Annotated in this window: 17 protein-coding genes and 32 tRNA genes; 42 read left to right on the top strand and 7 right to left on the bottom strand. The window is 43.8% G+C overall.

Annotated features, from left to right (window positions below; translation table 11 throughout):
- Positions 1-17: 17 nt before the first annotated feature.
- On the bottom strand, positions 18-1,937 hold the full coding sequence (locus CDG77_RS26220) for a cation:proton antiporter (RefSeq protein WP_094332226.1): 1,920 nt from the start codon (positions 1,935-1,937) through the stop codon (positions 18-20).
- A 328-nt stretch (positions 1,938-2,265) separates the two neighbouring features.
- On the opposite strand from CDG77_RS26220, the gene CDG77_RS26215 reads away from it, so the two are divergent.
- Positions 2,266-2,338 (top strand) — tRNA-Glu (locus tag CDG77_RS26215).
- A 79-nt stretch (positions 2,339-2,417) separates the two neighbouring features.
- Here the strand turns inward: CDG77_RS26215 and CDG77_RS26210 are convergent.
- The 3 genes from CDG77_RS26210 to CDG77_RS26200 all read right to left on the bottom strand — a co-directional run bounded on the left by CDG77_RS26210 (position 2,418) and on the right by CDG77_RS26200 (position 6,280).
- Positions 2,418-3,032, bottom strand: coding sequence for an SRPBCC family protein (locus CDG77_RS26210; protein WP_190234069.1), 615 nt, complete (start codon positions 3,030-3,032; stop codon positions 2,418-2,420).
- A gap of 8 nt (positions 3,033-3,040) precedes the next feature.
- The gene (locus CDG77_RS26205; RefSeq protein WP_094332229.1) at positions 3,041-5,062 is read right to left on the bottom strand and encodes a sensor histidine kinase; all 2,022 of its coding nucleotides are present in this window, start codon (positions 5,060-5,062) and stop codon (positions 3,041-3,043) included.
- Between the two features lie 882 nt (positions 5,063-5,944).
- A complete protein-coding gene (locus CDG77_RS26200) occupies positions 5,945-6,280 on the bottom strand; it encodes a hypothetical protein (RefSeq protein WP_012409307.1) in 336 nt (111 codons plus the stop codon).
- Between the two features lie 436 nt (positions 6,281-6,716).
- On the opposite strand from CDG77_RS26200, the gene CDG77_RS26190 reads away from it, so the two are divergent.
- Both CDG77_RS26190 and CDG77_RS26185 read left to right on the top strand, forming a co-directional pair.
- Entirely contained in the window at positions 6,717-7,223 is a 507-nt protein-coding gene (locus CDG77_RS26190) for an HNH endonuclease (RefSeq protein ID WP_094332228.1), read from the top strand.
- 16 nt (positions 7,224-7,239) lie between these two features.
- Positions 7,240-7,629, top strand: a complete 390-nt coding sequence (locus CDG77_RS26185; RefSeq protein WP_094332223.1) for an alr0857 family protein — start codon at positions 7,240-7,242, stop codon at positions 7,627-7,629.
- 54 nt (positions 7,630-7,683) lie between these two features.
- Here the strand turns inward: CDG77_RS26185 and CDG77_RS26180 are convergent, their stop codons facing one another.
- Positions 7,684-8,529, bottom strand: a complete 846-nt coding sequence (locus tag CDG77_RS26180; RefSeq protein WP_094332222.1) for a polysaccharide deacetylase family protein — start codon at positions 8,527-8,529, stop codon at positions 7,684-7,686.
- 196 nt (positions 8,530-8,725) lie between these two features.
- Between CDG77_RS26180 and CDG77_RS26175 the strand changes: the two genes are divergently transcribed.
- From CDG77_RS26175 to CDG77_RS26025, 33 genes are all read left to right on the top strand, one after another.
- A complete protein-coding gene (locus tag CDG77_RS26175) occupies positions 8,726-8,920 on the top strand; it encodes a hypothetical protein (protein WP_094332221.1) in 195 nt (64 codons plus the stop codon).
- 121 nt (positions 8,921-9,041) lie between these two features.
- Positions 9,042-9,115: transfer RNA gene (locus CDG77_RS26170), tRNA-Asp, on the top strand.
- A 4-nt stretch (positions 9,116-9,119) separates the two neighbouring features.
- A tRNA-Glu gene (locus CDG77_RS26165) sits at positions 9,120-9,197 on the top strand.
- 3 nt (positions 9,198-9,200) lie between these two features.
- A tRNA-Cys gene (locus tag CDG77_RS26160) sits at positions 9,201-9,274 on the top strand.
- A 10-nt stretch (positions 9,275-9,284) separates the two neighbouring features.
- Positions 9,285-9,360, top strand: a tRNA-Met gene (locus tag CDG77_RS26155).
- 3 nt (positions 9,361-9,363) lie between these two features.
- Positions 9,364-9,435 (top strand) — tRNA-Trp (locus CDG77_RS26150).
- A gap of 58 nt (positions 9,436-9,493) precedes the next feature.
- Positions 9,494-9,564: transfer RNA gene (locus tag CDG77_RS26145), tRNA-Glu, on the top strand.
- Positions 9,565-9,572: 8 nt separating this feature from the next.
- Positions 9,573-9,655 (top strand) — tRNA-Tyr (locus tag CDG77_RS26140).
- A gap of 4 nt (positions 9,656-9,659) precedes the next feature.
- Positions 9,660-9,749 (top strand) — tRNA-Ser (locus tag CDG77_RS26135).
- A 4-nt stretch (positions 9,750-9,753) separates the two neighbouring features.
- Positions 9,754-9,828 (top strand) — tRNA-Arg (locus CDG77_RS26130).
- Between the two features lie 16 nt (positions 9,829-9,844).
- A tRNA-Phe gene (locus tag CDG77_RS26125) sits at positions 9,845-9,918 on the top strand.
- 6 nt (positions 9,919-9,924) lie between these two features.
- A tRNA-Asn gene (locus CDG77_RS26120) sits at positions 9,925-9,999 on the top strand.
- Between the two features lie 150 nt (positions 10,000-10,149).
- Positions 10,150-10,222: transfer RNA gene (locus CDG77_RS26115), tRNA-Gln, on the top strand.
- 3 nt (positions 10,223-10,225) lie between these two features.
- Positions 10,226-10,301 (top strand) — tRNA-Gln (locus tag CDG77_RS26110).
- 6 nt (positions 10,302-10,307) lie between these two features.
- Positions 10,308-10,384: transfer RNA gene (locus CDG77_RS26105), tRNA-Leu, on the top strand.
- A gap of 6 nt (positions 10,385-10,390) precedes the next feature.
- A tRNA-Leu gene (locus CDG77_RS26100) sits at positions 10,391-10,465 on the top strand.
- Between the two features lie 4 nt (positions 10,466-10,469).
- Positions 10,470-10,542: transfer RNA gene (locus CDG77_RS26095), tRNA-Pro, on the top strand.
- A gap of 3 nt (positions 10,543-10,545) precedes the next feature.
- Positions 10,546-10,619: transfer RNA gene (locus CDG77_RS26090), tRNA-Leu, on the top strand.
- Positions 10,620-10,623: 4 nt separating this feature from the next.
- Positions 10,624-10,699: transfer RNA gene (locus CDG77_RS26085), tRNA-Leu, on the top strand.
- Positions 10,700-10,704: 5 nt separating this feature from the next.
- Positions 10,705-10,777 (top strand) — tRNA-Leu (locus CDG77_RS26080).
- 10 nt (positions 10,778-10,787) lie between these two features.
- Positions 10,788-10,864, top strand: a tRNA-Met gene (locus CDG77_RS26075).
- A 179-nt stretch (positions 10,865-11,043) separates the two neighbouring features.
- A tRNA-Thr gene (locus CDG77_RS26070) sits at positions 11,044-11,116 on the top strand.
- A gap of 51 nt (positions 11,117-11,167) precedes the next feature.
- Entirely contained in the window at positions 11,168-12,034 is an 867-nt protein-coding gene (locus CDG77_RS26065; protein ID WP_094332220.1) for a TIGR02452 family protein, read from the top strand.
- Between the two features lie 54 nt (positions 12,035-12,088).
- Positions 12,089-12,159, top strand: a tRNA-Gly gene (locus CDG77_RS26060).
- A gap of 10 nt (positions 12,160-12,169) precedes the next feature.
- Positions 12,170-12,241 (top strand) — tRNA-Gly (locus tag CDG77_RS36120).
- A gap of 5 nt (positions 12,242-12,246) precedes the next feature.
- Positions 12,247-12,322, top strand: a tRNA-Val gene (locus tag CDG77_RS26055).
- A 6-nt stretch (positions 12,323-12,328) separates the two neighbouring features.
- Positions 12,329-12,401: transfer RNA gene (locus tag CDG77_RS26050), tRNA-Arg, on the top strand.
- A 51-nt stretch (positions 12,402-12,452) separates the two neighbouring features.
- Positions 12,453-13,109: a group I intron-associated PD-(D/E)XK endonuclease gene (locus tag CDG77_RS36830; protein ID WP_190234068.1), complete on the top strand. Its 657-nt coding sequence runs from the start codon at positions 12,453-12,455 to the stop codon at positions 13,107-13,109.
- 53 nt (positions 13,110-13,162) lie between these two features.
- A tRNA-Ala gene (locus tag CDG77_RS26040) sits at positions 13,163-13,239 on the top strand.
- A gap of 5 nt (positions 13,240-13,244) precedes the next feature.
- Positions 13,245-13,318 (top strand) — tRNA-Ala (locus CDG77_RS26035).
- A 6-nt stretch (positions 13,319-13,324) separates the two neighbouring features.
- A tRNA-His gene (locus CDG77_RS26030) sits at positions 13,325-13,398 on the top strand.
- A 7-nt stretch (positions 13,399-13,405) separates the two neighbouring features.
- Positions 13,406-13,488, top strand: a tRNA-OTHER gene (locus CDG77_RS36115).
- A gap of 155 nt (positions 13,489-13,643) precedes the next feature.
- A tRNA-Lys gene (locus tag CDG77_RS26025) sits at positions 13,644-13,714 on the top strand.
- Between the two features lie 111 nt (positions 13,715-13,825).
- Here the strand turns inward: CDG77_RS26025 and nagZ are convergent.
- On the bottom strand, positions 13,826-14,911 hold the full coding sequence (gene nagZ / locus CDG77_RS26020) for a beta-N-acetylhexosaminidase (protein ID WP_094332219.1): 1,086 nt from the start codon (positions 14,909-14,911) through the stop codon (positions 13,826-13,828).
- Positions 14,912-15,272: 361 nt separating this feature from the next.
- On the opposite strand from nagZ, the gene pds reads away from it, so the two are divergent.
- The 4 genes from pds to CDG77_RS26000 all read left to right on the top strand — a co-directional run bounded on the left by pds (position 15,273) and on the right by CDG77_RS26000 (position 19,369).
- Positions 15,273-16,712 carry a 15-cis-phytoene desaturase gene (gene pds / locus CDG77_RS26015; RefSeq protein ID WP_094332218.1) on the top strand — a complete coding sequence of 480 codons (1,440 nt, stop codon included), beginning with the start codon at positions 15,273-15,275 and terminating at the stop codon, positions 16,710-16,712.
- Entirely contained in the window at positions 16,696-17,628 is a 933-nt protein-coding gene (crtB, locus tag CDG77_RS26010) for a 15-cis-phytoene synthase CrtB (RefSeq protein ID WP_094332217.1), read from the top strand. The genes pds and crtB overlap by 17 nt, the downstream gene beginning before the upstream one ends.
- Before the next feature lie 134 nt (positions 17,629-17,762).
- Positions 17,763-17,854 (top strand) — tRNA-Ser (locus CDG77_RS26005).
- 192 nt (positions 17,855-18,046) lie between these two features.
- Positions 18,047-19,369: an ABC transporter substrate-binding protein gene (locus tag CDG77_RS26000; RefSeq protein ID WP_094332216.1), complete on the top strand. Its 1,323-nt coding sequence runs from the start codon at positions 18,047-18,049 to the stop codon at positions 19,367-19,369.
- A 63-nt stretch (positions 19,370-19,432) separates the two neighbouring features.
- Here CDG77_RS26000 and CDG77_RS25995 read toward each other — a convergent pair whose 3' ends face one another.
- On the bottom strand, positions 19,433-20,266 hold the full coding sequence (locus tag CDG77_RS25995) for a hypothetical protein (protein WP_094332215.1): 834 nt from the start codon (positions 20,264-20,266) through the stop codon (positions 19,433-19,435).
- 415 nt (positions 20,267-20,681) lie between these two features.
- Between CDG77_RS25995 and CDG77_RS25990 the strand changes: the two genes are divergently transcribed.
- A complete protein-coding gene (locus CDG77_RS25990) occupies positions 20,682-20,996 on the top strand; it encodes a hypothetical protein (protein ID WP_094332214.1) in 315 nt (104 codons plus the stop codon).
- Between the two features lie 237 nt (positions 20,997-21,233).
- A complete protein-coding gene (locus CDG77_RS25985; protein ID WP_094332213.1) occupies positions 21,234-22,961 on the top strand; it encodes a succinate dehydrogenase/fumarate reductase flavoprotein subunit in 1,728 nt (575 codons plus the stop codon).
- The last annotated feature ends 83 nt before the right edge of the window (positions 22,962-23,044 follow it).

The raw sequence follows: 23,044 nt of genomic DNA, 5'->3' as shown, positions 1-23,044 counted from the left end.
TCCCCCAGCCCCCTGCCTCATCCCCCAGGAGCTTCAGTAGCGGAAAGTTGAGACAATTGGACTAGGGATAGGTCTTCAACCTCTGGTAACTTTTCTAGAGAGAGGGGAGTGGATTGGGTAGCACCAGATAAGCGTTTTAAAAGGCTAGGTCTGGGGTCATGCAATAGGTAAATAATGCGATCGCCAATTTCCCAATCTTGGTTAACTGGCATTACCTGTAAGCGTTCTTCTCGTTCTACCAATAATGGTATCAACACCCCAGCCCGAATTTTTTCTTGGATGCGATCGCACTGACTAGAAAATTCCAACTCATTTAGCGTAGTTGTGCCCAGCTTGACTCGCCCATCATTCAAATATTCATTCCAAGTCTTAATCGCTAAGTCTGGGATAAAAGCTTGATTAACTTTACTACTAACCGAAATACTCGCTTGCGGATCGCGGGGGAAAACAGCTAAAACACGCGGCGGCTTAAATTCCTCGGCTGCTCTTTGAGCCAAAACAAAATTCACCTCGCCATTACTTGTCATCGCCAAAAAAGTCCCCATAGAGGCAATTCCCGCCTCTTCCAAAACAGCAGCATCTAGTCCACTGCTGGCAATCACCCGCAGATTTTGCGCCTCAGCTTGAACCAGACATTCGGGGTCAGTATCAATCATGACCACATTTTCTCCCCGTTCTTGAAAGAACCGGGCAATCAAAAGACTCAACGGATTACAACCCACAATCACCACCCCAGTTACGTCCTTAGAAGTGATTTGCAGCCATTTAGCAACCCAGCCAGCTGTTAGCCCTTGGCAGACAACAGTCATGATAATTGTCAGGAAGACTAGAGCTTTGATGGAATCACCGCCGTTAATGCCACGTTGGGTTAGGGAAATCGCAAAAAAAGAAGCTACAGAAGCGGCAACAATTCCTCTAGGAGCAACCCAGCTTAAAAATAGTTTCTGTCGCCAATTTAGATCGCTGTTCCAGGTACACAAGAGGATATTAATCGGGCGAACGACAAACATTAATACCAAAACAGTGAATAAACTACCCCAACCCAAAGCAAACACACTGGCAATGGATAAATCGGCAGCTAATAAGATAAATAGCACCGAGACGCTGAGAATTGTTAGCTGACCCTTAAAGCTCCGTAACAGACGTTCTTCTGGGACTGAGGAGTTAGCAAAGACTGCTCCGGCAACAACTGTCGTCATGACTCCCGATTCACTGCGGATCATTTGCGATAAGGCAAACAAACCCCAAAGTATCGCCAACACCACTAAGTTTTTTAGCTCGAATGAGAGAAAACTGGCGCGTTTGAAAATCAAGCTCATCAGATAACCGCCAGCACCACCAATTGCCGCACCAACAACCAGGCGTATGAGTAAACCGACGATCGCATTAATTGGATCGGCATCGCCGTTCAAAATAGTATCGAGGACAACGAAGGCGAGAATCGCTCCTACAGGGTCAATTAAAACTCCTTCCCCTTCCAAAAGTGTTGCTACTTGCCGATCTACATTGATTTGTTTCAGCAAGGGGCCAACGACGGTTGGGCCTGTCACCACAATAATGGAAGCATAGAGAAAAGCTATATTCCAAGGAAATTCACCCAGCCAGTGGGCAGCCATACTCCCACCAAGCAGTGTGATTAGCGTTCCTTGAGTGACGAGCAATTGTAAGCTGACTGAAACTCTGCCTAACTCTCGCAGATCCAAATTAAGTCCGCCTTCAAACAAAATTATTGCAGTTGCTAGGGCGACAATAACTTCCAATCCAGTGCCTAGCGCATGGGGATGCAACAGCCCTATGCCATCAGAACCGAACAATATGCCTAACAGCAATAACAAGACGATGCTGGGTATGCGAAAGTATGCAGCCAGCACTTGAGCGCTAATGCCTGCAAAAACAGCGATCGCCATCTGTAAGGTAATTTCAAAAGATGCTTCCATGTTGGAGATTTTGAGCGATTTATTTCAAAATCTTTGGTAAAAAATCGTAGAGATTTAACTCTACAGGGTACAACATCATACCCTTTGTCCCTGACAGAATGTACCGTTTTTTCTATTTGAACTTCTCTCTAAATTCCCAGCGCCGGAGGCTGACCTACTTTGTGGTTTCCCACAGGAGTATCTACGAAATTCTTTTTGTGTTTTCATCTCTTTGTATCCTCTTCAAGCTTTTACCTCCACCCAGTTTAGCTGCCACAAACTTTTTTTCGCAAAAGCTGTTGACAACAGCCGAAAAATTAGTTAACTTATAAAAGGTCATGAGTCCAATGCCCCCATCGTCTAGAGGCCTAGGACACCTCCCTTTCACGGAGGTAACGGGGATTCGAATTCCCCTGGGGGTACTAAAAAAGTAGAATTATCTTTCTACGAGTTGATAACATGAAAACGGTCATTCAGAGATAATCCTGAATGACCGTTTAGTTATACATACGGTTCTTTGCTAGCTAACTCTTCTACACGTTGGTGAATAGCCACAAGATTTAAACGTAAGTCTTTACTCAGGCGGTTTTCAATGATTCCTACTGGCATAGTGAGTTTCGGCCAAACTTGAATTGTGTAGCAAAGATTTGTTCCTACATACTCACCAAGGGAATAAGGCTCTAAACACCAGCTACCAGAAAAGCCTTTAAAATCTCCTTCTACCATCCGAAAATTAATTTCTTTGGGGAAGCATTCTTCCAAATCCAGAACCACCCGCGCCGAAAAGTTGAAATTAAGTAAGCGCTGGGAGCCTACTTGCTCGAGTCTAATTCCACCATTGGGATGCTCAATTATACGACTTTTAGCGAGGTTGGGTAGAAAATCAGGCAAGGCTTCATAATCAGTCAGAACCTTCCAAATTTGTTCCACTGGTTGGGGGATTTGAACTTTGGCGCTGATTTGTCGCTGTCGCTCTGCTATTTTCTGAATTTGAACTTCAACCTTAGCTGCCAAAGCGGCTATATCAGCATCAGCAGTTAAATCTCCTTCGAGGTTGGTGTCATCGTTAGGAGACTGGAAATCAGGGTTCTCTGTTGCGTTCTGTTCTTTAATCACGTTCAGAATTATGGTTTGCTTTCGTCAGAAAATTGGGGCAGAGTCAGGGTAAAGCAAATTTCGCTCTGTTCAGAATCCGATATTGGGAGACTCTCAACTGCGATCGCTCCATTCAAATGCTGCACTAAAGACTTGACTAGAGCAAGTCCCAAGCCAGTCCCTGGAGTCCAGCGCCCTTTTCCGCGACGGAACTTGTCAAAGATGTAGGTTGCTTCTTCTTCGGAGATGGCGTGTCCTGTATTCGTCACCTTTATGATAACTCGATCGATTTGTCGATCGACTTGGTGAACAGCTTCTAAATGGACGGTGGTATCATGTTGTGAATATTTACAGGCATTAGTTAACAACTCTTGCAGGATGCGGTCAAAACTCTCCAGTTCAGTTTGCAGCTTTAGCGATTTCTCTGGTAAATCTACAGAAATCTTTAATCCCTTCTCTGCGAGTTTTTTCTCAAAAGATGCTGCTATGGCCTGGATTCTAGTATTTAAATCTATAGACTCTAATTGTGGAGCTTCGTGAGGCGACTCTAGTTTCTGGAGTGTCAACAAGTCATTAATCAAGTTAATTTCCTTTGTGCATTCCTGCTCTAGGATATCCATGTATCTAACTTGACGTTCTGGGGCGATTCCTGGCAAACGTAAGTTCCGAATGGACATTAGCATGTTTGTCAAAGGATAACGCAAGCGATCGCTCATGTTGCTCAAAAACTCATCTTTGAGTTCATTGAGTTTCCGCAGTTGATCTACATATTGCCGGGTTCTTTCATGCAACTTTGCCTGGAGTTCCAGACTACTCTGGAGTTTCGCCGTCCGTTCATCTACCAACGTTTGCACTTGGCGCAATGTCTGTGATTGGATGATGGCATTACTTACTTGAGCGCAAACCATTTCTACAAGTTCTAATTCTGGTGTTTGCCAAGTGCGAGTAGTAGCTTGCTGTAGCACCAAAAATCCTAAGATTTTACCTTGACTTTCTAAAGGCACTAATAAAACCGCAGGCAATTGTTCTATTGCAAATAATGGAGCAGCTGCCGAGGTATCATTTTGCTCTGTATAGTTATCGAAGATGACTGGTTTTCCAGAATCTATGAAGGGACGCTGGCATAAACTACATTCTGAAACTAAGAAAGACTGATCTACTAAGGTATCTGGTTTAATAGTCCGGGAGATTTGTGCTGCCTTAGCCCATTCACCAACCACTCTCGCTTTCGCTTTCGGAACTTGTTTTTTACCTTGAGTCCTAAATAATGGATCGGTATATTTTAGTAATATCAGTAAACCCCGATCTGCCTGTAGAGATTCGGCAGTAGAGGAAATAACTAACTGGAGCATTTGATTAAGCTCCAAGTTGCTCCGATTTAGTAATGTTAACTGCTTGATCAAGCTCTGATATTGATCGCCTTTTTGCAGATACTGTTGTTGATGAGTAATTAGTTTAGCTTGTGCCACTTGAGAAAAAGCGATCGCACAAGCAGACTCTACCTCTTTGAGTAGTTGTTTTTCTGATTCACTCCAATCATAGGGTTGGAATTTAATCAGATTAATCACCCCATTATTATTTTCACCAAACCTGGTGGGAATTGCCAAAACCGCTTTTATGGGTAGCGGTAAATACTGACAGCCAATTACCAGACTATTCTGAACGATCGAAATGTCTTCAATAGTCAATGGTTCAGCAGCACATTGCAGCACTGGCGAGTGCATAAGCAACTGTTCCATCGAAAACATCTCTTCTGGATGTGGCAACCCTAGATACTCATCAGCACACCAATTAATAGTAGTCATTTCATCGGATGTATCACCCGTTACTGAAACCAAACAGCAACAATCTACCTGAAAAGCAGATCCTAGCAATTGGGCAATATCTTGCAACATCAATGCTGTAGCGGAGGTATTGGCAATGACTTGATTAATCTTTTGTACCAACTGGCGGGCAGTTTCTTCCTGATGCGGCATCAGCTTGACTTGGTAAGTTTGTAGTCGATCTATGTCATCTACGTATTGTGGCGGCGACCATAAAGGCTTTTTCATTCTTGGCACGCCCTTGGATAATAAACCCATTGTTTTTGCACCCAACCCCTTGGCATATTCTTCACCGTTAGTTGTGTTGCTACACCTTGATAATTGACAAATTTTATATGAATACTTTCTCTCACCTGTTATAGCCCTTTTCTTTGGCAGATGGCCAAGTTGCTGCTATATAAAGCAAATTGCTACATGGGTAATGAGATACTTAGGATACTCTAAAATGACTTAGCCTGATTATTTTTGGCTGCTTTATCTTCTTTAAATTTAGATAATTAACTAACTTCGACTCAGAATATCCTGTCTGTAAGTATACATAAACCGTAATTTCTCTGGAATCTCAGGGTAATTCCCCAGCTATTACCGTAATAACACTGAATATATTTTAAGGACTTTGTAAAATTTTGTTTTTGTTTTAATCTTTTAGCCAGCCATCCTTTGATCTGTGTTGCTCTCAATCAAATATAACTAAGCCGGAGCATCAAACCAATTTTTGATTTTGGATTGAAAGAGAATACTGCCTTCCTTACAGGATGAAGTTTGGGGCATGAACTAAAAAATCTAAAATTCGTAGTAAAACCAAATTTCCTTTTATAAGCTACAAATCTTAACAAAAAGTTCTACTGATTGGAGAAAATAAAGCTTAATTCTGAATGCAGCCCAATTATTCAGTAATAAGACTTACGCACTGAAAACTTGAAATCTCGTTTGCGTAGCCCACTTCCCCTAACAAACGACAATTGCTCCACTCAGAGATATTCAAGTGGAGCAATTGACTTCCCTTAAAAAGCGGGAATCTGAAAGAGCCAACTTTTTAAGGGGGTTGGGGCAACTCTTGTGCGTAAGTCCTAAATAAAATAACTAGGCTGCATTGCCTGAATATTAAGACTATCCAGCCAAACTCTCGACACTCAGAGGAACCATATCGCCATTCCTCGTTAGTCCTAACAACATCGGTTCTTGGGGTTGAATTAGTTGACCTGTGAGTACACAGCGTTCTTCTTGCTGCGCGGTGGCAGCTATGCTGGCTCGAATGTCCGCTCGCGAAAATCGAGGCTTCCATTCACCTGATTTTTGCTGGACATAATTCCACAGGATATCTCGAATCAGAGCTTGATATCCCTGATTCCCAGCTATTTCTTTGAGCTTATCTTTGAGTTCGCGCTCTAAGCGGATGCTGGTAACTTCCATATCGGTGGTTGGGGTGCGGGCGATCGTATGCATCACTATTTCTCCTTGAAACTATAGACAGGATAGTAATACAAGTGTAGTATGTTTAAAGGAATGTTCAATAGGTGAAATTTTCTGTGAAATCCATTTGCCCCATCTCTACTTCAATTTTGTGCCCTACCAATTGCCGAGCCAGTTGGGAATCAGCTGCTATGGGAGTGGAGTATTTATTTATGGGCGATGGCGGCCAAAATTATGGGCAAATCACAGAGGGTAATTATGATTTCAGACATCTCAGCATAAGTGGGTTGATTGCAAAACCACAACTAGATGAAGAAAGCGGGGGGTACAGGCAAAGGAATACTGTACCGATATGAGACCAGAAAATTTTCCGGTCAATTCTAACCCCCGCTTCACCCAAACAGGAAGCGGGGGTTTTTTTATAAGGAGTGAAGCTGTGACGATATCTCCAATGCGCGGCGCGAACGCAATGCAAGTGTTAGAGCAATCTGTGGTGGTGTTTTCTCAAAATTACTTGCCACTGTGTCAGATCAATATTAAACGCGCGATTGTGCTGTTAGTAACCAATAAAGCTCAACCGTTAGGTTTGACCACAGAAGGCGGATGGCGAGTTCACTCACCCAACTTGGTAGTTGATGTACCAAAACACATTCGCTTAACGATCGCTTCTAATGAGCGGATGTGGAAAGTTCCACCAGTGAATCGAAAGGAAGTGTTGCGGCGAGATCGTTACAGTTGCCAATATTGCGGTACTGGCAAACATCTAACGCTAGATCACGTGATGCCGCGCTCTAAAGGCGGTTCTCACACTTGGGATAACGTAGTCACAGCTTGTGAGAGATGTAACTCCCGTAAAGGCGATCGCACCCTGTTTGAATCTGGTATGCAATTACGTACCAAACCAAAAGCGCCAATTCACCCCGCGATTTCTTTTGCCGAACAGTTTTGGATAGATATGCAAGGAAGCCTGGAATAGCAGGAGAGCATAAGGAATGCTGAAATTAACTTACACTGAAAGCAGTTTTGATTTGGAACGTGTCACTCTGTCGCTAGAAGAATGGGTAGCGCAGCGAGTGATTTTGGCCCTGCGAGTTGGGCAAAGTTTGTGCATTGAACCCAGTACCGCTTCCTTCTTGCTTCCTGTTGATTTGCCAGGAGTAGAAGTGCTTGAGGTTGAGGTAAAAAGAGGTGACAGAGAAATCATTGCCCTCTGTGCCTGCGATACCCAATATCTGGAAGTCACTCTGCAAGGTTCTTGGCTATCAGATAGTTCTAAGGATGTTGTAGGGGTGTTTTTCACCACGATGAGCGATCGCGCCGAGTTCTTTTTGCACAAACTTTGGCAAGAAGCTCAAGCTTGTGCTTCTGTGATGACCGAATAAACGAATTTGGATTTTGGAACAATCCAAAATCCAAAATTCCGTGAGGATAATTTCTCACTGTGCCATTTTGAGCAATTCGGGAATTGTCACAAATCGGTAGCCTTGCTTTTTGAGTCCACTGATGATTTGTGGCAAAGCTTCAACAGTTCTGTGGCGATCGCCACCGCCGTCATGCATCAAAACAATAGAACCTGGTTTCGCGCCTTTCAAGACATTATTTACAAATGCTTGCGGTTTGGCGTGAGGATCGGTATCAGCTGAAGTTAGCGACCACATAATGACAGCATCTTTCTGGCTTTTAGCATAAGCGGCTAATCCGTTATTTAAAAAGCCTCCAGGAGGACGAAACAGAGCAGTTTTCACCCCTGTAGTTTTGTATATCAGGTCAGATGTGCGATCGATTTCACTTTTAGCTGTGGCTTCATCCATCCGCCGATACCAATGATGCCAAGTATGGTTGCCAATGGCGTGTCCCTCGGCTACCACTTGTTTAGCTAGGTCGGGATTTGCTTGTAAGGCTTGTCCTACCCAAAAGAATGTCACTTTAACATCATTTTGCTTGAGAATATCCAGCATTTCCAGGGTTGTTTTTGGCCAAGGCCCATCATCAATGCTCAGAGCAATAACCTTTTCGTTGCTGCTGAGTGGAACCTTATAAACTGTTTTTCCTTGAAATTTAGTTGGAACTGTAAATGTAAGGTTTTCTACTTTGGCTGATGACGGTAGTTCATTAACTTGTCCCTTTACTGGATTTTGAACTTCTGCTGCATGGCTTTTGCTAATTGGCTGGTTTAGCCCCGATTGTGGGGAAGTACCAGGAGCAATACTACAAGCTGTAATCGTAGAGGCGATCGCGACAAAACTAATTATCTTTTGTCGCTTGAGGTAGTTGTCAGTCACGTCAGGCTTTTAAAAAACTCACCCAATCATAAGCTGTAGTTTGACTTTTAAGAGGTGTGAGCAAGTTCAAATCTAAGTGCAGAAGCTTTTTTAGACAATTTCAAAAAAACTTTCTAAAACCCCTTGACACTTCTTGTAGTATTTTGTAGTATGTTTGTAGTGAGGCGAAAGACAAAGCTTCGCAAGGGTCAAAGTAATGTTCTACATACAACTCAAACAGAGGCGCTGGAATCAACCAGAGTCTTCAGTCAAAAAAGCCGCTTCTACTTGTAAACCATCTGAAGTAGAGGCAATCAACCAAAAAAATTTTAAGTTTGCAGTCAGCAAAATTAAAGAATACATCCGTAATACACAACAGGCTTGCTACCTAGAATTTCGGTTGTTTTCCTAACAGTTTCTAACAGTAAAAAGTAAACTTTCTGAACCTTGAAAACTGAATAAGAAATGGGCAAGTTCACCAACAAAAACATGTGCCTAAAAATCTAAAATTTTAGGCACAGATTCCCAAAAATCGGGGTGTAGCTCAATTGGCTAGAGCGTTCCGTTGTCTGCGGAAATGTTGCGGGTTCAAGTCCCGTCACCCTGGTTGTAGTCCTGTAGGCGAATAAGTTTAAGCCGTCAGTTTCTCAAACTGAAGATTGCGAGTGCGAATCTCGTCAGGACTCCCAAATGGTCAGGTAGCCAAGTGGTTGAAGGCGTTAGTCTGCAAAACTAATTAGCGCGGGTTCAAATCCCGCCCTGACCTCTGGTGCGATCGCAGTGTAGCTTAACCAGCAAAGCCCCAGGTTCATACCCTGGTATATGCGGGTGCAAATCCCGCCACTGCCACCAAATGCAGGGATGGTGTAACGGCAACACCTCGTGACTCCAAATCCGATGTTCTAGGTTCAAATCCTAGTCCCTGTGTCAGACAATTTTGGATTTTAAATTTTAGATTAAAAAATTTAAAATTCTGCAAATTATGCCCTCGTGGACGAATGGTTAAGTCAGTGTTCTTTCAAAGCACAGATGCGAGTTCAATTCTCGTCGAGGGAATGATTTATGGGTCGGTGGCCGAGTCTGGCTGAAGGCGACAGTCTGTAAAACTGTTCTTTTTTGCACGCAGGTTCAAATCCTGCTCGACCCACTATGGAGAGGTGGCTGAGTGGCTAAAAGCGTCCTCCTGCTAAGAGGAAACGGGTTAGTATAACCCGTCGCAGGTTCAAATCCTGTCCTCTCCGTTCTGAGAGTGTGGTGTAACTGGATAACATCTCAGTCTACGAAACTGAAGACGTGAGGGTTCAAATCCCTCCACTCTCGCTCGTTCTTCTTCTATCCCCCGGTAGCTCAGTTGGTAGTAGCGCCTGTCTGAAGAACAGGAGGTCGTCGGTTCGATTCCGACCTGGGGGGCTTCGTTGCCTCATAGCTCAATGGTAGAGCAAGCGGCTGTTAACCGCGCGGTTGTAGGTTCGAGTCCTACTGAGGCAGCCAATTATAATTCGTAATTACTAATTCGTAATTCGTAATTAAATAAGGGTTTATACCCACCTTTTTATAAATGGCTTGTATGTTAATCGGAGTTAAAATCACTCTCAAAAAACATAATTACGAACTACGAATTACGAATTACGAATTGTTTAATGCCGGGTGGACGAATTGGTAAGTCGCATCGCTCTGAACGATGAGGTTGCAGGTTCAAACCCTGCCCTGGCAATAAAGCCCTGTGGTGTAATTGGCAACATAGCGCCCTTTGAAGGCGAAGATTCCAGGTTCGACCCCTGGTGGGGCTGCCAAACTCTGCTCTTGTAGCCCAACTGGAAGAGGCTGCCGTCTCAAAAACGGTATGTTGTGGGTTCGATTCCCACCAAGAGTACCAAAATTTGCTCCTGTAGCCCAATTGGAAGAGGTGACAGACTTAAAATCTGTTTGGTTGTGGGTTCGACTCCCACCAGGAGTACTAACGGGATGTAATTCAGTGGCCAGAAGCCATGCTTTGGGAGCATGGAGTCGCAGGTTCAAATCCTGCCATCCCGATATGCCCCTGTGACGGAACTGGCATACGTGCTGGAATCAGAGTCCAGATTTTGCAGGTTCAAATCCTGTCAGGGGCACTAAGCTCTCGTGGCGGAACGGAAGACGCACTAGACCGAGGATCTAGTTTTTGCAGGTTCAAATCCTGTCGGGAGTACCAAGTTTGCCCTTGTAGCCCAACGGAAGAGGCGCTTCGCCTAGAACGAAGAGGTTGCTGGTTCAAATCCAGTCAGGGGTATTGGTGAATATGCGGGGATAGAGCAACGGTGGCTCATCAGGCTCATAACCTGAATATCGGCAGGTTCAACTCCTGCCCCCGTCACCAAATTTTAGATTTTAGATTTTAAATTTTGGATTATTGATTCAAAACTGAAAATCTAAAAAGGTGTGAGAGCAAGCTTGTTTTATTTGTCCAACAAATAGGGATCATCCTAAATCTACCTACAATTCTTTACTCAAGCTCATATCTGAAGCTATGGGGTCAATCCAAAATCCAAAATTAGTGCTGGTGTAGCTCAATTGGCAGAGCAACTGACTTGTAATCAGTAGGTTGCAGGTTCAATTCCTGTCACCAGCTTGACTAGAAATTAGTGAGACAATTTGTAACTAGGAAATCCTATGAAAAAGTATGAAACGAATTGCGATCGCTCAAGACACCCTAAAAATTCTCGAAGCCGGTCACTACTTCTCTCCTGAAGGTAAGCAAATTAATATTGGCCGAGAATTAGTATCCTGTATTGCTGGGACGGAATACTACGAGCCGGAAACTCTTTCAGCGATCGCTCGAAATATTCTCTCAGGTAATTCTCAATTTGCAAAGACTGAATTTATAGTGAGAAATGAGACAACACTTATGGGAGCCGAACGTATAGCGCGATGTCTACGACGGGCTACGCCTACGCAGAAATTTGAAAGAATTGGAGTTCTCAATTTTGCTTCTGCTAAAAATCCTGGTGGTGGATTTATCAAAGGCGCTCATGCTCAAGAAGAAAGCTTAACACGTAGTTCTGCACTGTACAAAAGCTTGTTGAAATGTCGCGAATACTACGATTTTCATCGCGCTCATAAATCCTTGCTCTACTCAGATCGCATCATTTACTCTCCTGGTTGTCCAGTATTCCGAAAAGATGATGGCACTCTGCTCGAAGAAGCTTATTTGGTCGATTTTATTACGACTTCCGCTCCTAATGCTGGTCAAATTTGGAGAAAAGAGCCTGAAAGTGGAGAAAAAATCAGAGAAATCTTGTATAAACGCGGTGAAAAATTATTATCTCTGGCTGCTTCTAAAGGTTGCGATACCTTAATTTTAGGAGCTTGGGGATGCGGTGTTTTTAGGAACGATCCATCAATGGTTGCTCAGATGTTTGCAGACTTCTTATTACCGAATGGTCAATTTTGGGGTAAATTTAAAAGCGTTCTATTTTCGGTTCTCGATTCGAGCAAAGAAAGCAGGACTTTCACAGAATTTGAAAGGCGATTTCCCTCGAATTCATAAAGCTTTTTCCTCACGAATAACAACCTCTAAAAGTAATTTTTGATTTTAAATAGTGCGGATATGGTGTAAAGGTAGCATTCGAGTCTTCCAAACTCTAGGCACGAGTTCAAGTCTCGTTATCCGCTTTAAAAACTTGCGGGTGTGATGTAATCGGTAGCATCTGAGTGCGCCATACTCAGTGCGTGGGTTCAAGTCCCTCCACTCGCTTGCGTAGTCCTGTAACTCAATTGGTAGAGTGTCTTCTTTACAAGAAGAATGTCGCGGGTTCAATTCCTGCCAGGACTACCAATTCAAGCCCTCATAGCTCAGCGAATAGAGCCGCATCCTTCTAAGATGAGAGTCCCAGGTTTGAATCCTGGTGAGGGCATAATTGAACCTAAATAATGATAAATTTCTTCTTATTATTTAGGTTCAATTTATGAACACTCATCATACAAAAGGAAAAGCAGACCTAGCTGTAGCGAAAACCATAGCTGATTTGACTGTTAAAGGTTATGTAATTTTCACACCTTTGATTTGCGAACACTTGCCATTTGATTTAGTAGCATGGAAGGAAAATAAATTTCTGAAAATCCAGGTGAAATATTCTAGCATTGGGCGAATTTTCGCTAATACATCATGGAATGATAAACATGGAAATCATAAACGCCAGTATCAGAAAGATGATTTTGATTACTATGCCATTTACTTACCACATAAAGATCGGGTTATTTACCCCAGTTTTGATTACCGAGGTATCATAATTAGAACCAATCTACCCAATAGTAGTTCTCCTTTTTATTGGTGGGAGGACTTTCTAGAAATTAAATCAAACGTTTTAAACAGGAATATTAAAGATTTTCAACGTCAAGCAAGCCGAGTAAAAATGAAAAGGCGTTATTCGGCAAGACCTAAGTCTAGAAAGGTTGAACGTCCATCTAAAGAAGAATTACACGAGCTAGTATGGACTAAACCAACTGCTCACATAGCTCAAGATTTTGGTGTAAGTGATAAGGCAGTAGAAAAATGGTGTAAAGCTTATGAGATTGAGAAACCTCCTAGAGGTTATTGGGCAAAACTTTATAGCAGTAAATAAACTGAGTTTGTAGATTGCGATCGCTCCAACTGTTAACTGGTAACTGATTTAATGGGTCTGTAGCTTAATTGGTAAAGCGTCTAACTGGCTGTTAGAAGGTTGTCGGTTCGATTCCGACCAGTATCCACCAAATATGGGGTCATAGCTCAAATGGCTAGAGCGCCTGCCTTGCAAACAGGAGGTTATGGGTTCAATTCCCATTGATTCCACTGATGGTATCTGAAGCCAAAGTGGTCGAGGCGCTGGTTTGTGGAACCAGTCATAGCGGGTTCAAGTCCCGTCTGATACCCCTGAATGGAAGATGCCGCTGAATGGACGGCAACTGGTCTTGAAAACCAGGGTATGGGCAACTGTAGGGGTTCGATTCCTCCATCTTCCTCTTTTTCCACCTGGAGCCGAAAAGCGAGGCGCTGTGCTGATAACACAGAAATAGGAGGGGCAGTACCTCCCTGGTGGATTTATATCTAGTGTTGGTGTTACAAGGTTTGCGATGTAATACGATCGCACTTGCTCATTTTTTATTCAAATTAACTAGGGTGGTTGGCATACCGGCTGTGCAGCGGGCTTTTAACCCGCAGAAATAGGTTCGACCCCTATACCACCCACTAAACAATTAAAAATTAAAAATTAAAAATTGAAAATTAAAAATTAACAAATGGAATTCTAGCAAGTCTTTTAGTAGTTGCTAATGTGTAATTTGAAAGCACGTTAACTGATTAATACGAACTAGCGATCGCTAGTTGAGCATGTTGCAATAGTATATCTTTATCCAAAATTTCTACGGGATATTGCGGTGTTACTGCCAGTAGTTTATCGATTCTTTCTCTGGCTGCTTCCACTACTGATTCGTCTAAACTACCCTTGCTGAGGGAATCAACGAAATCTTCAGCAATCTGATAGGTTCTTTCAAGAGATGATGAATTGATATTGCGCGAGACAATAAACAGATCGCAGCCTGCATTAAATGACCGCGCCACAGTCCCAGCTTTCATAAACATATCTGAAATCGCTTTCATATCCAAGTCGTCAGACACAACTACTCCCTTAAAGCCAAGTTCCTCTCTAAGTATGGTTTTGAGAATAGGCTCGGAAAGAGTTGCTGGCACATCAGCATCTATTCTGGGAAATAAAATATGGGCAGTCATAATTAAAGGAATCTGGACTTCGATTAAAGCTTTGAAAGGTATGAGTTCTCGAAGTCGCAGGTCTTCTAAAGTTAAATTTAGTATTGGTAGCTCAATGTGAGAGTCCTTGCTGGTGTCTCCATGTCCGGGGAAGTGTTTGGCGCATCCCAAAATTCCTGATTCTTGAAGTCCAAGGTAGTAGTCACGGGCATATTTTGCGGCGATTTCGGGAGTGTTACCAAAGGCGCGAGGGCCAATCACAGGATTGTTGGCATGGGAAAAAACATCTGCTACAGGTGCCCAAGATAAATTAATTCCCAGTGATTTTAGTTCTAATGCCGTGGCTTTTGCTACTTCGCGGGCGTGCGATCGCACCAACAACGCATGAGGGAATCGCGTAATCGGTGATGGTGTGCGAATGACACGACCTCCTTCATGATCCAGAGTTATAAACATCGAATCACGTTCAGCATATTCTCGTATCTGGCTGTTTAAATCCTTGAAGCTTTCCAACCAAACTTGATATGGAGTGCCATCCAAAAAGTTTTTAGCAAAAAATATCACCCCAATCGGCTTTAATTCACTGAGGGCGCGTTTATCGTCATCGCTTAATGTCGTGCCAGAAATCCCTAGAATCAGGTGATGTCCAAAGCGTTTTAACTCCTGCGATCCACTCATAATTTTTTACCTAACTGAGTTTTTTAATAGCAGTCTATAACCAGTACAATAGATATTTTCTCAGATTAGATACACAGATTTGAAAAGAAATCAACCACTTTTGATATTAGATATTTTAAGTCAAAGGAATAACTTTTATTTACCGAAATTTCCTACACGCAAATTTAGATAAAATATTTGCTAAAACCTATTGCTAATAATGGTATTGGTAATTTTGTTAGGCAGGTGTATGTAGGGAAAATTCCCTTGGGCAAAAGTTTTTTGGGGAAGCGATCGCACAAGAACTGCCAAATGTAACGGATTGCAACGTATAATGAGAACGATAAAACCATTAAGAAATATTGAAGGGCATTAAGGTTAAATGCGAGTAGCGATCGCGGGTGCTGGTCTAGCAGGACTTTCCTGCGCGAAATATCTCACGGACGCAGGTCATACTCCCATTGTCTTGGAAAGCCGGGACGTACTGGGTGGTCTGGTTGCGGCGTGGAAAGACTCTGACGGCGACTGGTACGAAACCGGGTTACACGCCTTCTTTGGGGCATATCCGAATATGCTCCAAATGCTCAAGGAGTTGGGCATTGAAGATAGACTCCAGTGGAAAGAACATACACTGATTTTTAATCAACCAGACAAACCTGGAACACTCTCACGTTTTGATGTTCCAGATATTCCATCTCCTTTCAACGTCATTGCATCGATTCTTCGCAACAAAGACATGTTGACTTGGGAGCAGAAGATTCGATTTGCAGTTGGCCTACTTCCCGCAGTGGTTCGGGGTCAAAAGTATGTTGAAGAGATGGATAAATACAGCTTCTTAGATTGGTTGAAAAGGCAAGGTGTAGACGAGCGGGTAACTAGTGACGTTTTTATCGCCGCATGTAAAGCCCTCACCTTTATCAATCCTGATGAAGTTTCAGCAACGATTCTCCTGACTGCACTGAATCGCTTTCTGCAAGAACGATATGGCTCAAAGATTGCATTTTTGGATGGTTCTCCCACAGAACGTCTATGCAGCCCAATCGTAGATTACATCACAGAACGCGGTGGAGAAGTGCGGTTAAATGTCCCTTTGAAAGAAATTTTGCTCAACGCCGATGGCACGGTGAAGGGATACTTGATTAGAGGGTTAAATGGCGCAGAAGATGAAGTTGTGACGGCTGATGCCTATGTATCTGCCATTTCAGTTGACCCTTTGAAAGTCATGTTACCTAAACCTTGGAAGCTGATGGAGTTTTTTCAAAAGCTAGAAGGTTTGGAAGGAGTACCAGTGATTAACCTGCATCTGTGGTTCGATCGGAAACTTACAGAAATCGATCACCTACTTTTTTCGCGATCGCCCCTCCTAAGCGTTTATGCTGATATGAGCAATACCTGCCGTGAATACGCCAACCCCAATCGCTCAATGCTGGAATTAGTTCTAGCTCCGGCAAAAGATTGGATTGCCAAATCCGATGAGGAGATTGTCATTGCAACGCTTGCTGAATTGGAAAAACTTTTCCCAGACCATTTTGGGGGAGACAACCCAGCAACATTGCTAAAATCTCATGTGGTGAAAACGCCGCGTTCAGTTTACAAAGCGACCCCTGGCCGCCAACAGTACCGTCCCGCACAAGTTACGCCCATTGCCAACTTCTATCTCGCCGGAAGTTATACCATGCAACGCTACTTAGGCAGTATGGAAGGTGCCGTACTTTCTGGTAAGCTGACAGCGCAGGCAATTTCTGAGGCTCTCCCGGTAGCAAATTCCTCAAACCTGCAAACGCTCACCCGACCGCCCGCAACGAATGCTGCAACTGCCTGATTCCCCCCCGCGCATGAAAACGCTGGTCTCTGTAGACGAGTCATACAAACTTTGCCGACATCTCACAGCAAAGTATGCCAAGACTTTTTACCTGGGTACTTTGCTCATGAGTCCGGTAAAACGTCAATCTATTTGGTCAATTTACGCTTGGTGTCGCCGTACAGATGAATTAGTGGATGGGCCCGCCTCTGCTATTACCACGCCAGAAACCCTAGACCTATGGGAACAGCAGCTGGAATCGATTTTTGCGGGACGACCATTAGAAAATTACGATGTCGCTTTAGTTGACACCCTCCAGCGCTTTCCGATGGACATTCAGCCCTTTCGGGATATGATTGCCGGTCAACGCATGGACTTATATCGCAGTCGTTATGAAACCTTTGAGGACTTATACCTCTACTGTTACCGCGTTGCTGGTACTGTTGGCTTAATGTCAACACAAGTGATGGGTGTCGATAGCACCATATTCACCGCTCCGTGGCATCAGAACAAACAACCTTATCTTCCCACAGAAGAAGCGATCGCTCTGGGAATTGCCAATCAACTCACCAACATCCTGCGGGATGTGGGAGAAGATGCCAAACGGGGGCGAATCTACATTCCCCTTGAGGACTTGGAAAAATTCAACTACACCGAGCAAGACTTCTTCAAAGGTGTGGTAGATGACCGTTGGCGGGCGCTAATGCGCTTTCAAATTGAACGGGCCCGCCAATTCTATACCACGTCTGACCAGGGAATTACTTATTTAGCATCCGATGCCCGTTGGCCCGTCTGGGCAGCATCAATGCTGTACGGCCAAATTTTGGAGGTGATTGAACGCAATGATTACGATGTGTTCAGTCAACGGGCTTTCGTTCCCCAGTGGAAAAAGTTACGCACCTTACCCTTAGCTTGGATGCGATCGCAAGTTCTTTGAATTTGTCATTAGTCATTTGTCCTTAGTCATTTGTATCTTGTAAATAACTAACGACCAATGACTGATGTCCAATTCCCAAAAATAACTATTGACTCTTCTCAACGAGTCTGGTAACATTGATATTCGTGAGTCATGGAGAGGTGGCTGAGTGGTCGAAAGCGGCAGATTGCTAATCTGTTGTACGGCAGGCAACTCCGTACCGAGGGTTCGAATCCCTCCCTCTCCGTTTTCCAGCTTTTAACACACTGAATATTTTCTGTGTCCAAAAGTAAAAAATAATATAGGCGTAAACACTTTTACTCCCAAAGATGGATGATATGATTTATCCTTTGGAGTCCTGGTAAGATCCAACTAACTTAGAAATTTAGTTTGAATCTTAATTTTAGGCTCCTAAATATTTGAGGAGTGAAAGTTATTTATGAGAAAAATTAGTGCCGCCTTAACCTTCGGTATAGCGACCATCGCAACTGGATTTTTAGTTGGGGCTTGTGGTGATACCAGTACCCCCAATGGGACAGCTACCAACGGAAGTACCGCTACTCCAGCAGCAAACTCAACTACGACAAACACTGCTAAAGGGCTAAAAATTGGTTCCCTGCTACCCACAACAGGCGACTTGGCATCTGTTGGACAGCAGATGCTAGGTTCTGTCCCTTTGCTCGTCGATATGGTCAACGCTTGCGGTGGAGTGAATGGCGGACCAGTTACCTTGGTGCAAGTAGACGACCAAACCGACCCCAAAGCCGGTGCAGCCGGTATGGCCAAACTAGCAACTTTAGATAAAGTAGCAGGTGTAGTTGGCTCCTTTGCCAGTAGCGTTTCTAGCGCAGCAGTCTCCATTGCCACGCCGAATAAAGTCATGCTGGTTTCCCCTGGTAGTACCAGTCCTGTATTTACCGAAAAAGCCCAAAAAGGCGACTTTAAAGGCTTTTGGGCGCGTACCGCTCCCCCTGATACCTATCAAGCACTAGCATTAGCCCAACTTGCCAGAAAAAAAGGCTTCAAGCGAGTTTCTACAGTCGTGATTAATAACGACTATGGCGTTGGCTTTGAGAAAGCATTTGTGCAAACTTTTGAAAAATTGGGTGGAACCATCGTTAATAAAGATAAGCCTGTCCGCTACGACCCGAAAGCGCAGACATTTGATACAGAAGCGTCTGCCGCCTTTGCTGGTAAGCCAGATGCAGTCCTGGCTGTACTTTACGCTGAAACTGGCAGTCTATTCTTGAAAGCTGCCTATCAGCAAGGTGTATCTAAGGGAGTACAGATTCTGCTTACAGATGGAGTGAAATCACCGACTTTTCCAGAACAAGTTGGCAAAGGCAGTGATGGTAAATATATTTTAACCGGAGCGATCGGTACAGTACCCGGTTCCGATGGCAAAGCCCTAGAAGCTTTCAACAAGCTGTGGAAGGATAAAAAGGGTGGTGAACCAGGAGAATACGCTCCTCAAGCTTGGGATGCAGCTGCGTTATTGACATTGGCAGCACAAGCTGCTAAAGAGAATACAGGTGTTGGTATAGCCGGCAAAATCCGTGAAGTCGCAGATGGGCCTGGTACAGAAGTTACCGATGTCTGCGAGGGGTTGAAGTTACTTAAAGATGGTAAGAAGATTAACTATCAAGGAGCCAGTGGCAACGTAGATGTTGATGCTAACGGCGATGTTGTTGGTGTATACGACGTTTGGACAGTAGGAGACGACGGCAAAATTAAGGTAATTGACAAAGTTACCCCTAAGTAGAAAGTTAGGAATTAGGAGTTAAGAGTTATGAATGAAATATTACTAACTCTTAACTCCTAACTCTTATAACCCAGTGAAGTTGTAACCAACTCCTAACAACAAGCCGATATCAGTTTGATCGAAAAATCCTGCATTGACAGAGGCTGTTGCTGTGAATTGAGGAGTTAGAGGCACATCAATGCCAGCAGATGCCAAAAAGGCAAATTGCGAATCATCGCCAGTTTTGTAAGCTGCACCGACTCCGACGTAAGGTGCGATCGCTAACGGTTCGCTAAAAGCATCTGCTGATTTGAAGGTAAAATCGTAGGTGATCGGCAGTAAAATTGTGGTGTTGTCCCCAAATATGGCTGAAGGGCGCACCGATATAGAATTTGTCAGCCCGATTTTACTTACTACTGCAAAGTTACCATCACCCAAAGACGTGTCACCACCATTTAGACCGATGTTAGCAGCAACCCCAACATAGCTACTACCACCACGGTTTGTTCTACCTAAATCAATATCCGATTGCGCCACTTTGGTAGCAGATGGTTCAGAAGTAGTTTGAGAAGTCGGTTGTACAAACTCAGAGGTTAGGGTCGCAGATGAAGTTGCTACTGTGCCTGGAACAGGCGTAGACGTTGCACTGGCATTTGCAGCGTTTGAGGGCTGCTGTACCTCAATTAAATTTGTTGCTGTAAATGTTTCAGTTGTTTCTGTTGAAAGCTTTTGGCTTACAGTGTCTAGTTCTGTACTAAACTCATTGGGAGACGCTACGCTTGCGGAAGGGTCGGTTAATGCCTGACTGCTCGCCTTGTCTACTGTCTGGGCACTTGCAGATAAGCCGCTACTCAGGACTGTAAGAGCAGCTATACCTGGCAACCAAAAAACACCTTTACGAAGAAAAATAGTATTCACATTCACTCCTAAAACAAAATTGCCACGAAAAATAAAGGTTTTTGTTGATTTAAGTCAACAAACTCGGGCAACATTCAAAATTTAACACCAAAAAATCGGATTTCACATCCTGACTTTGCTGGATTTATCTATAGTTTTAACGCACCGAAAATCTCCGATGGTGGGTTAGCCTACGGCGTAACACACGCTACAAAATTAGGCTTTAGTAAGAATTCTAAGTAGCTATGACTATAAAAGCTTCCTGTGGGGTCTGGCTGCTCTATTCACGCCATGCTGCACTAGGAATTGCGCCTTGTAACAAAAAAAGCTGATTGCGAAGTTATATTACGAAGCTTGCAATAATATTTAGAAATTGTCTACAAAGCAAACATGGTTCTAACGTAGAACCTATTAGGAGAGACTTGAGGCAAATGTGATGAGCGGAAATAATATTCAAAAGTATCGGTTTGTCTGTACTCTGACTTTTGGTGATATATACGGTCAAATAATTGTTTGGTTAATTACAATTACCCTAAGTTTGGCATCTGCCTTGGCGCTGATGGGTGCCAAGCGACCCGTATACGCTTTAGCAACGGCGGGTCTGGTCGTTTTGCTATCGCTACCTTTCTTGTTGTTTGCGTTTGTCACTACCTTGTTAAATCATATTGAAGTCACTCCTGTAGGGCCGGGAACCAAAATGGAACCCATGCCAGGTAATGTGTCTCAGCAACAACCTGTAGAAGCAACTTAAAGAGTTAGAGACGCAATTAATCGCGTCTCTATAGGAGTTAGGAGTGAAGACCTAACTTTTGAGTTTTAACTTTTAACTCCTAATTTCAAAATTTGTAATAACATCCCTGTCTATAGGCAGGGAATTTTTTTTGTAGAAACGCCACAATGCACTGCCTGATTAATCACGTCTATACAATAGAACAGCACGTCTAACAACGTTTAATTTTATCCAAGTATATAGATAGAACGGCTAATTATGCTGGAACACGATGTAATTATTGTCGGGGGTGGATTGGCGGGATGTCGCGCTGCTGTGGAAATTGCCCGCACTGACCCCAGTTTAAATATTGCTGTGGTTGCTAAAACCCACCCAATTCGCTCCCACTCGGTGGCGGCTCAAGGTGGTATGGCTGCGTCACTGAAAAATGTTGACTCACAAGATAGTTGGGAAGCACATGCTTTTGATACTGTCAAGGGTTCTGATTACTTGGCAGACCAAGATGCTGTGGCAATTCTCACTCAAGAAGCGCCAGATGTAGTAATCGATCTGGAACATCTAGGCGTTTTGTTCTCTCGCTTACCCGATGGCCGTATTGCCCAACGAGCTTTTGGCGGACATTCCCACAACCGTACTTGCTACGCTGCTGATAAGACCGGTCACGCGATTTTGCACGAATTGGTTAACAATTTGCGGCGTTATGGGGTGCAAGTTTATGAAGAATGGTACGTGATGCGTCTCATTTTGGAAGAAAATGAGGCCAAGGGTGTGGTGATGTTCCATCTTTTGGATGGACACATAGAGGTGGTGCGGGCCAAAGCAGTGATGTTTGCCACTGGGGGCTATGGTCGCGTTTATAATACCACCTCTAATGATTACGCTTCTTCGGGTGATGGTTTGGCAATGACTGCGATCGCAGGTTTACCCCTCGAAGATATGGAATTTGTGCAATTTCATCCCACTGGTTTATATCCGGTAGGGGTGCTGATTTCGGAAGCGGTTCGGGGTGAAGGGGCGTATCTGATTAATAGTGAAGGCGATCGCTTTATGGCAAACTATGCGCCCAGTCGCATGGAATTGGCTCCTCGTGATATTACCTCACGAGCGATCGCTTATGAAATTCGCGCTGGTCGTGGAATTCATCTCGACGGTAGTGCTGGCGGCCCTTTTGTCTATTTGGATCTCCGCCATTTGGGTAAAGAAAAAATTATGAGTCGCGTTCCCTTTTGTTGGGAAGAAGCACATCGTTTGGTGGGTGTTGATGCGGTAACTCAACCGATGCCAGTGCGTCCGACAATTCACTATTGTATGGGTGGTATCCCAGTTAATACTGATGGGCAAGTCCGTAGCAGTGGTGATGGTTTTGTGGATGCTTTCTTTGCAGCTGGCGAAACATCTTGTGTTTCCGTACATGGTGCCAATCGCCTTGGGAGTAATTCTCTACTTGAATGTGTCGTTTATGGCAAGAGAACTGGGGCTGCGATCGCCAAATTTGTCCAAAAACGGAAGTTACCCTCTGTAGATGAGCAACGCTATGTAATGCAAGCCCAGCAAGAAATCCAAGCTTTGCTAGAACAACCAGGACAGTATCGGATTAACCAAGTCCGTCAGGCTTTCCAAGATTGTATGACTGAGTACTGCGGTGTTTTCCGCACTGAGGCATTAATGAGTGAAGGCTTACACAAATTAGCAGAAATACAACAGCAATACCCTGAAATTTATTTAGATGATAAGGGAACTTGCTGGAATACAGAACTTGTGGAAGCCTTAGAATTGCGAAGTTTGATGATCGTGGGACAGACAATTCTAGCATCAGCCCTAAATCGTCAGGAAAGTCGTGGCGCACACTTCCGCGAAGATTATTCCCAGCGAGATGATGCTAACTTCCTCAAACACACAATGGCTTACTATTCACCAGCAGGAATTGATATTCAATATCGACCGGTGGCGATTACTATGTTTGAGCCAAAAGAGAGGAAGTATTAGCCAAAGTTGAACCACCCCACCGCAAGGCGGATGGGGATTCCTGACATCTCGTGATGACAGTGGGACATTCAAGTATCCCTCTA

The sequence above is a fragment of the Nostoc sp. 'Peltigera membranacea cyanobiont' 213 genome, assembly GCF_002245975.1.
Classification (GTDB): domain Bacteria; phylum Cyanobacteriota; class Cyanobacteriia; order Cyanobacteriales; family Nostocaceae; genus Nostoc.
This window is presented reverse-complemented; position numbering and strand designations above follow the sequence as displayed.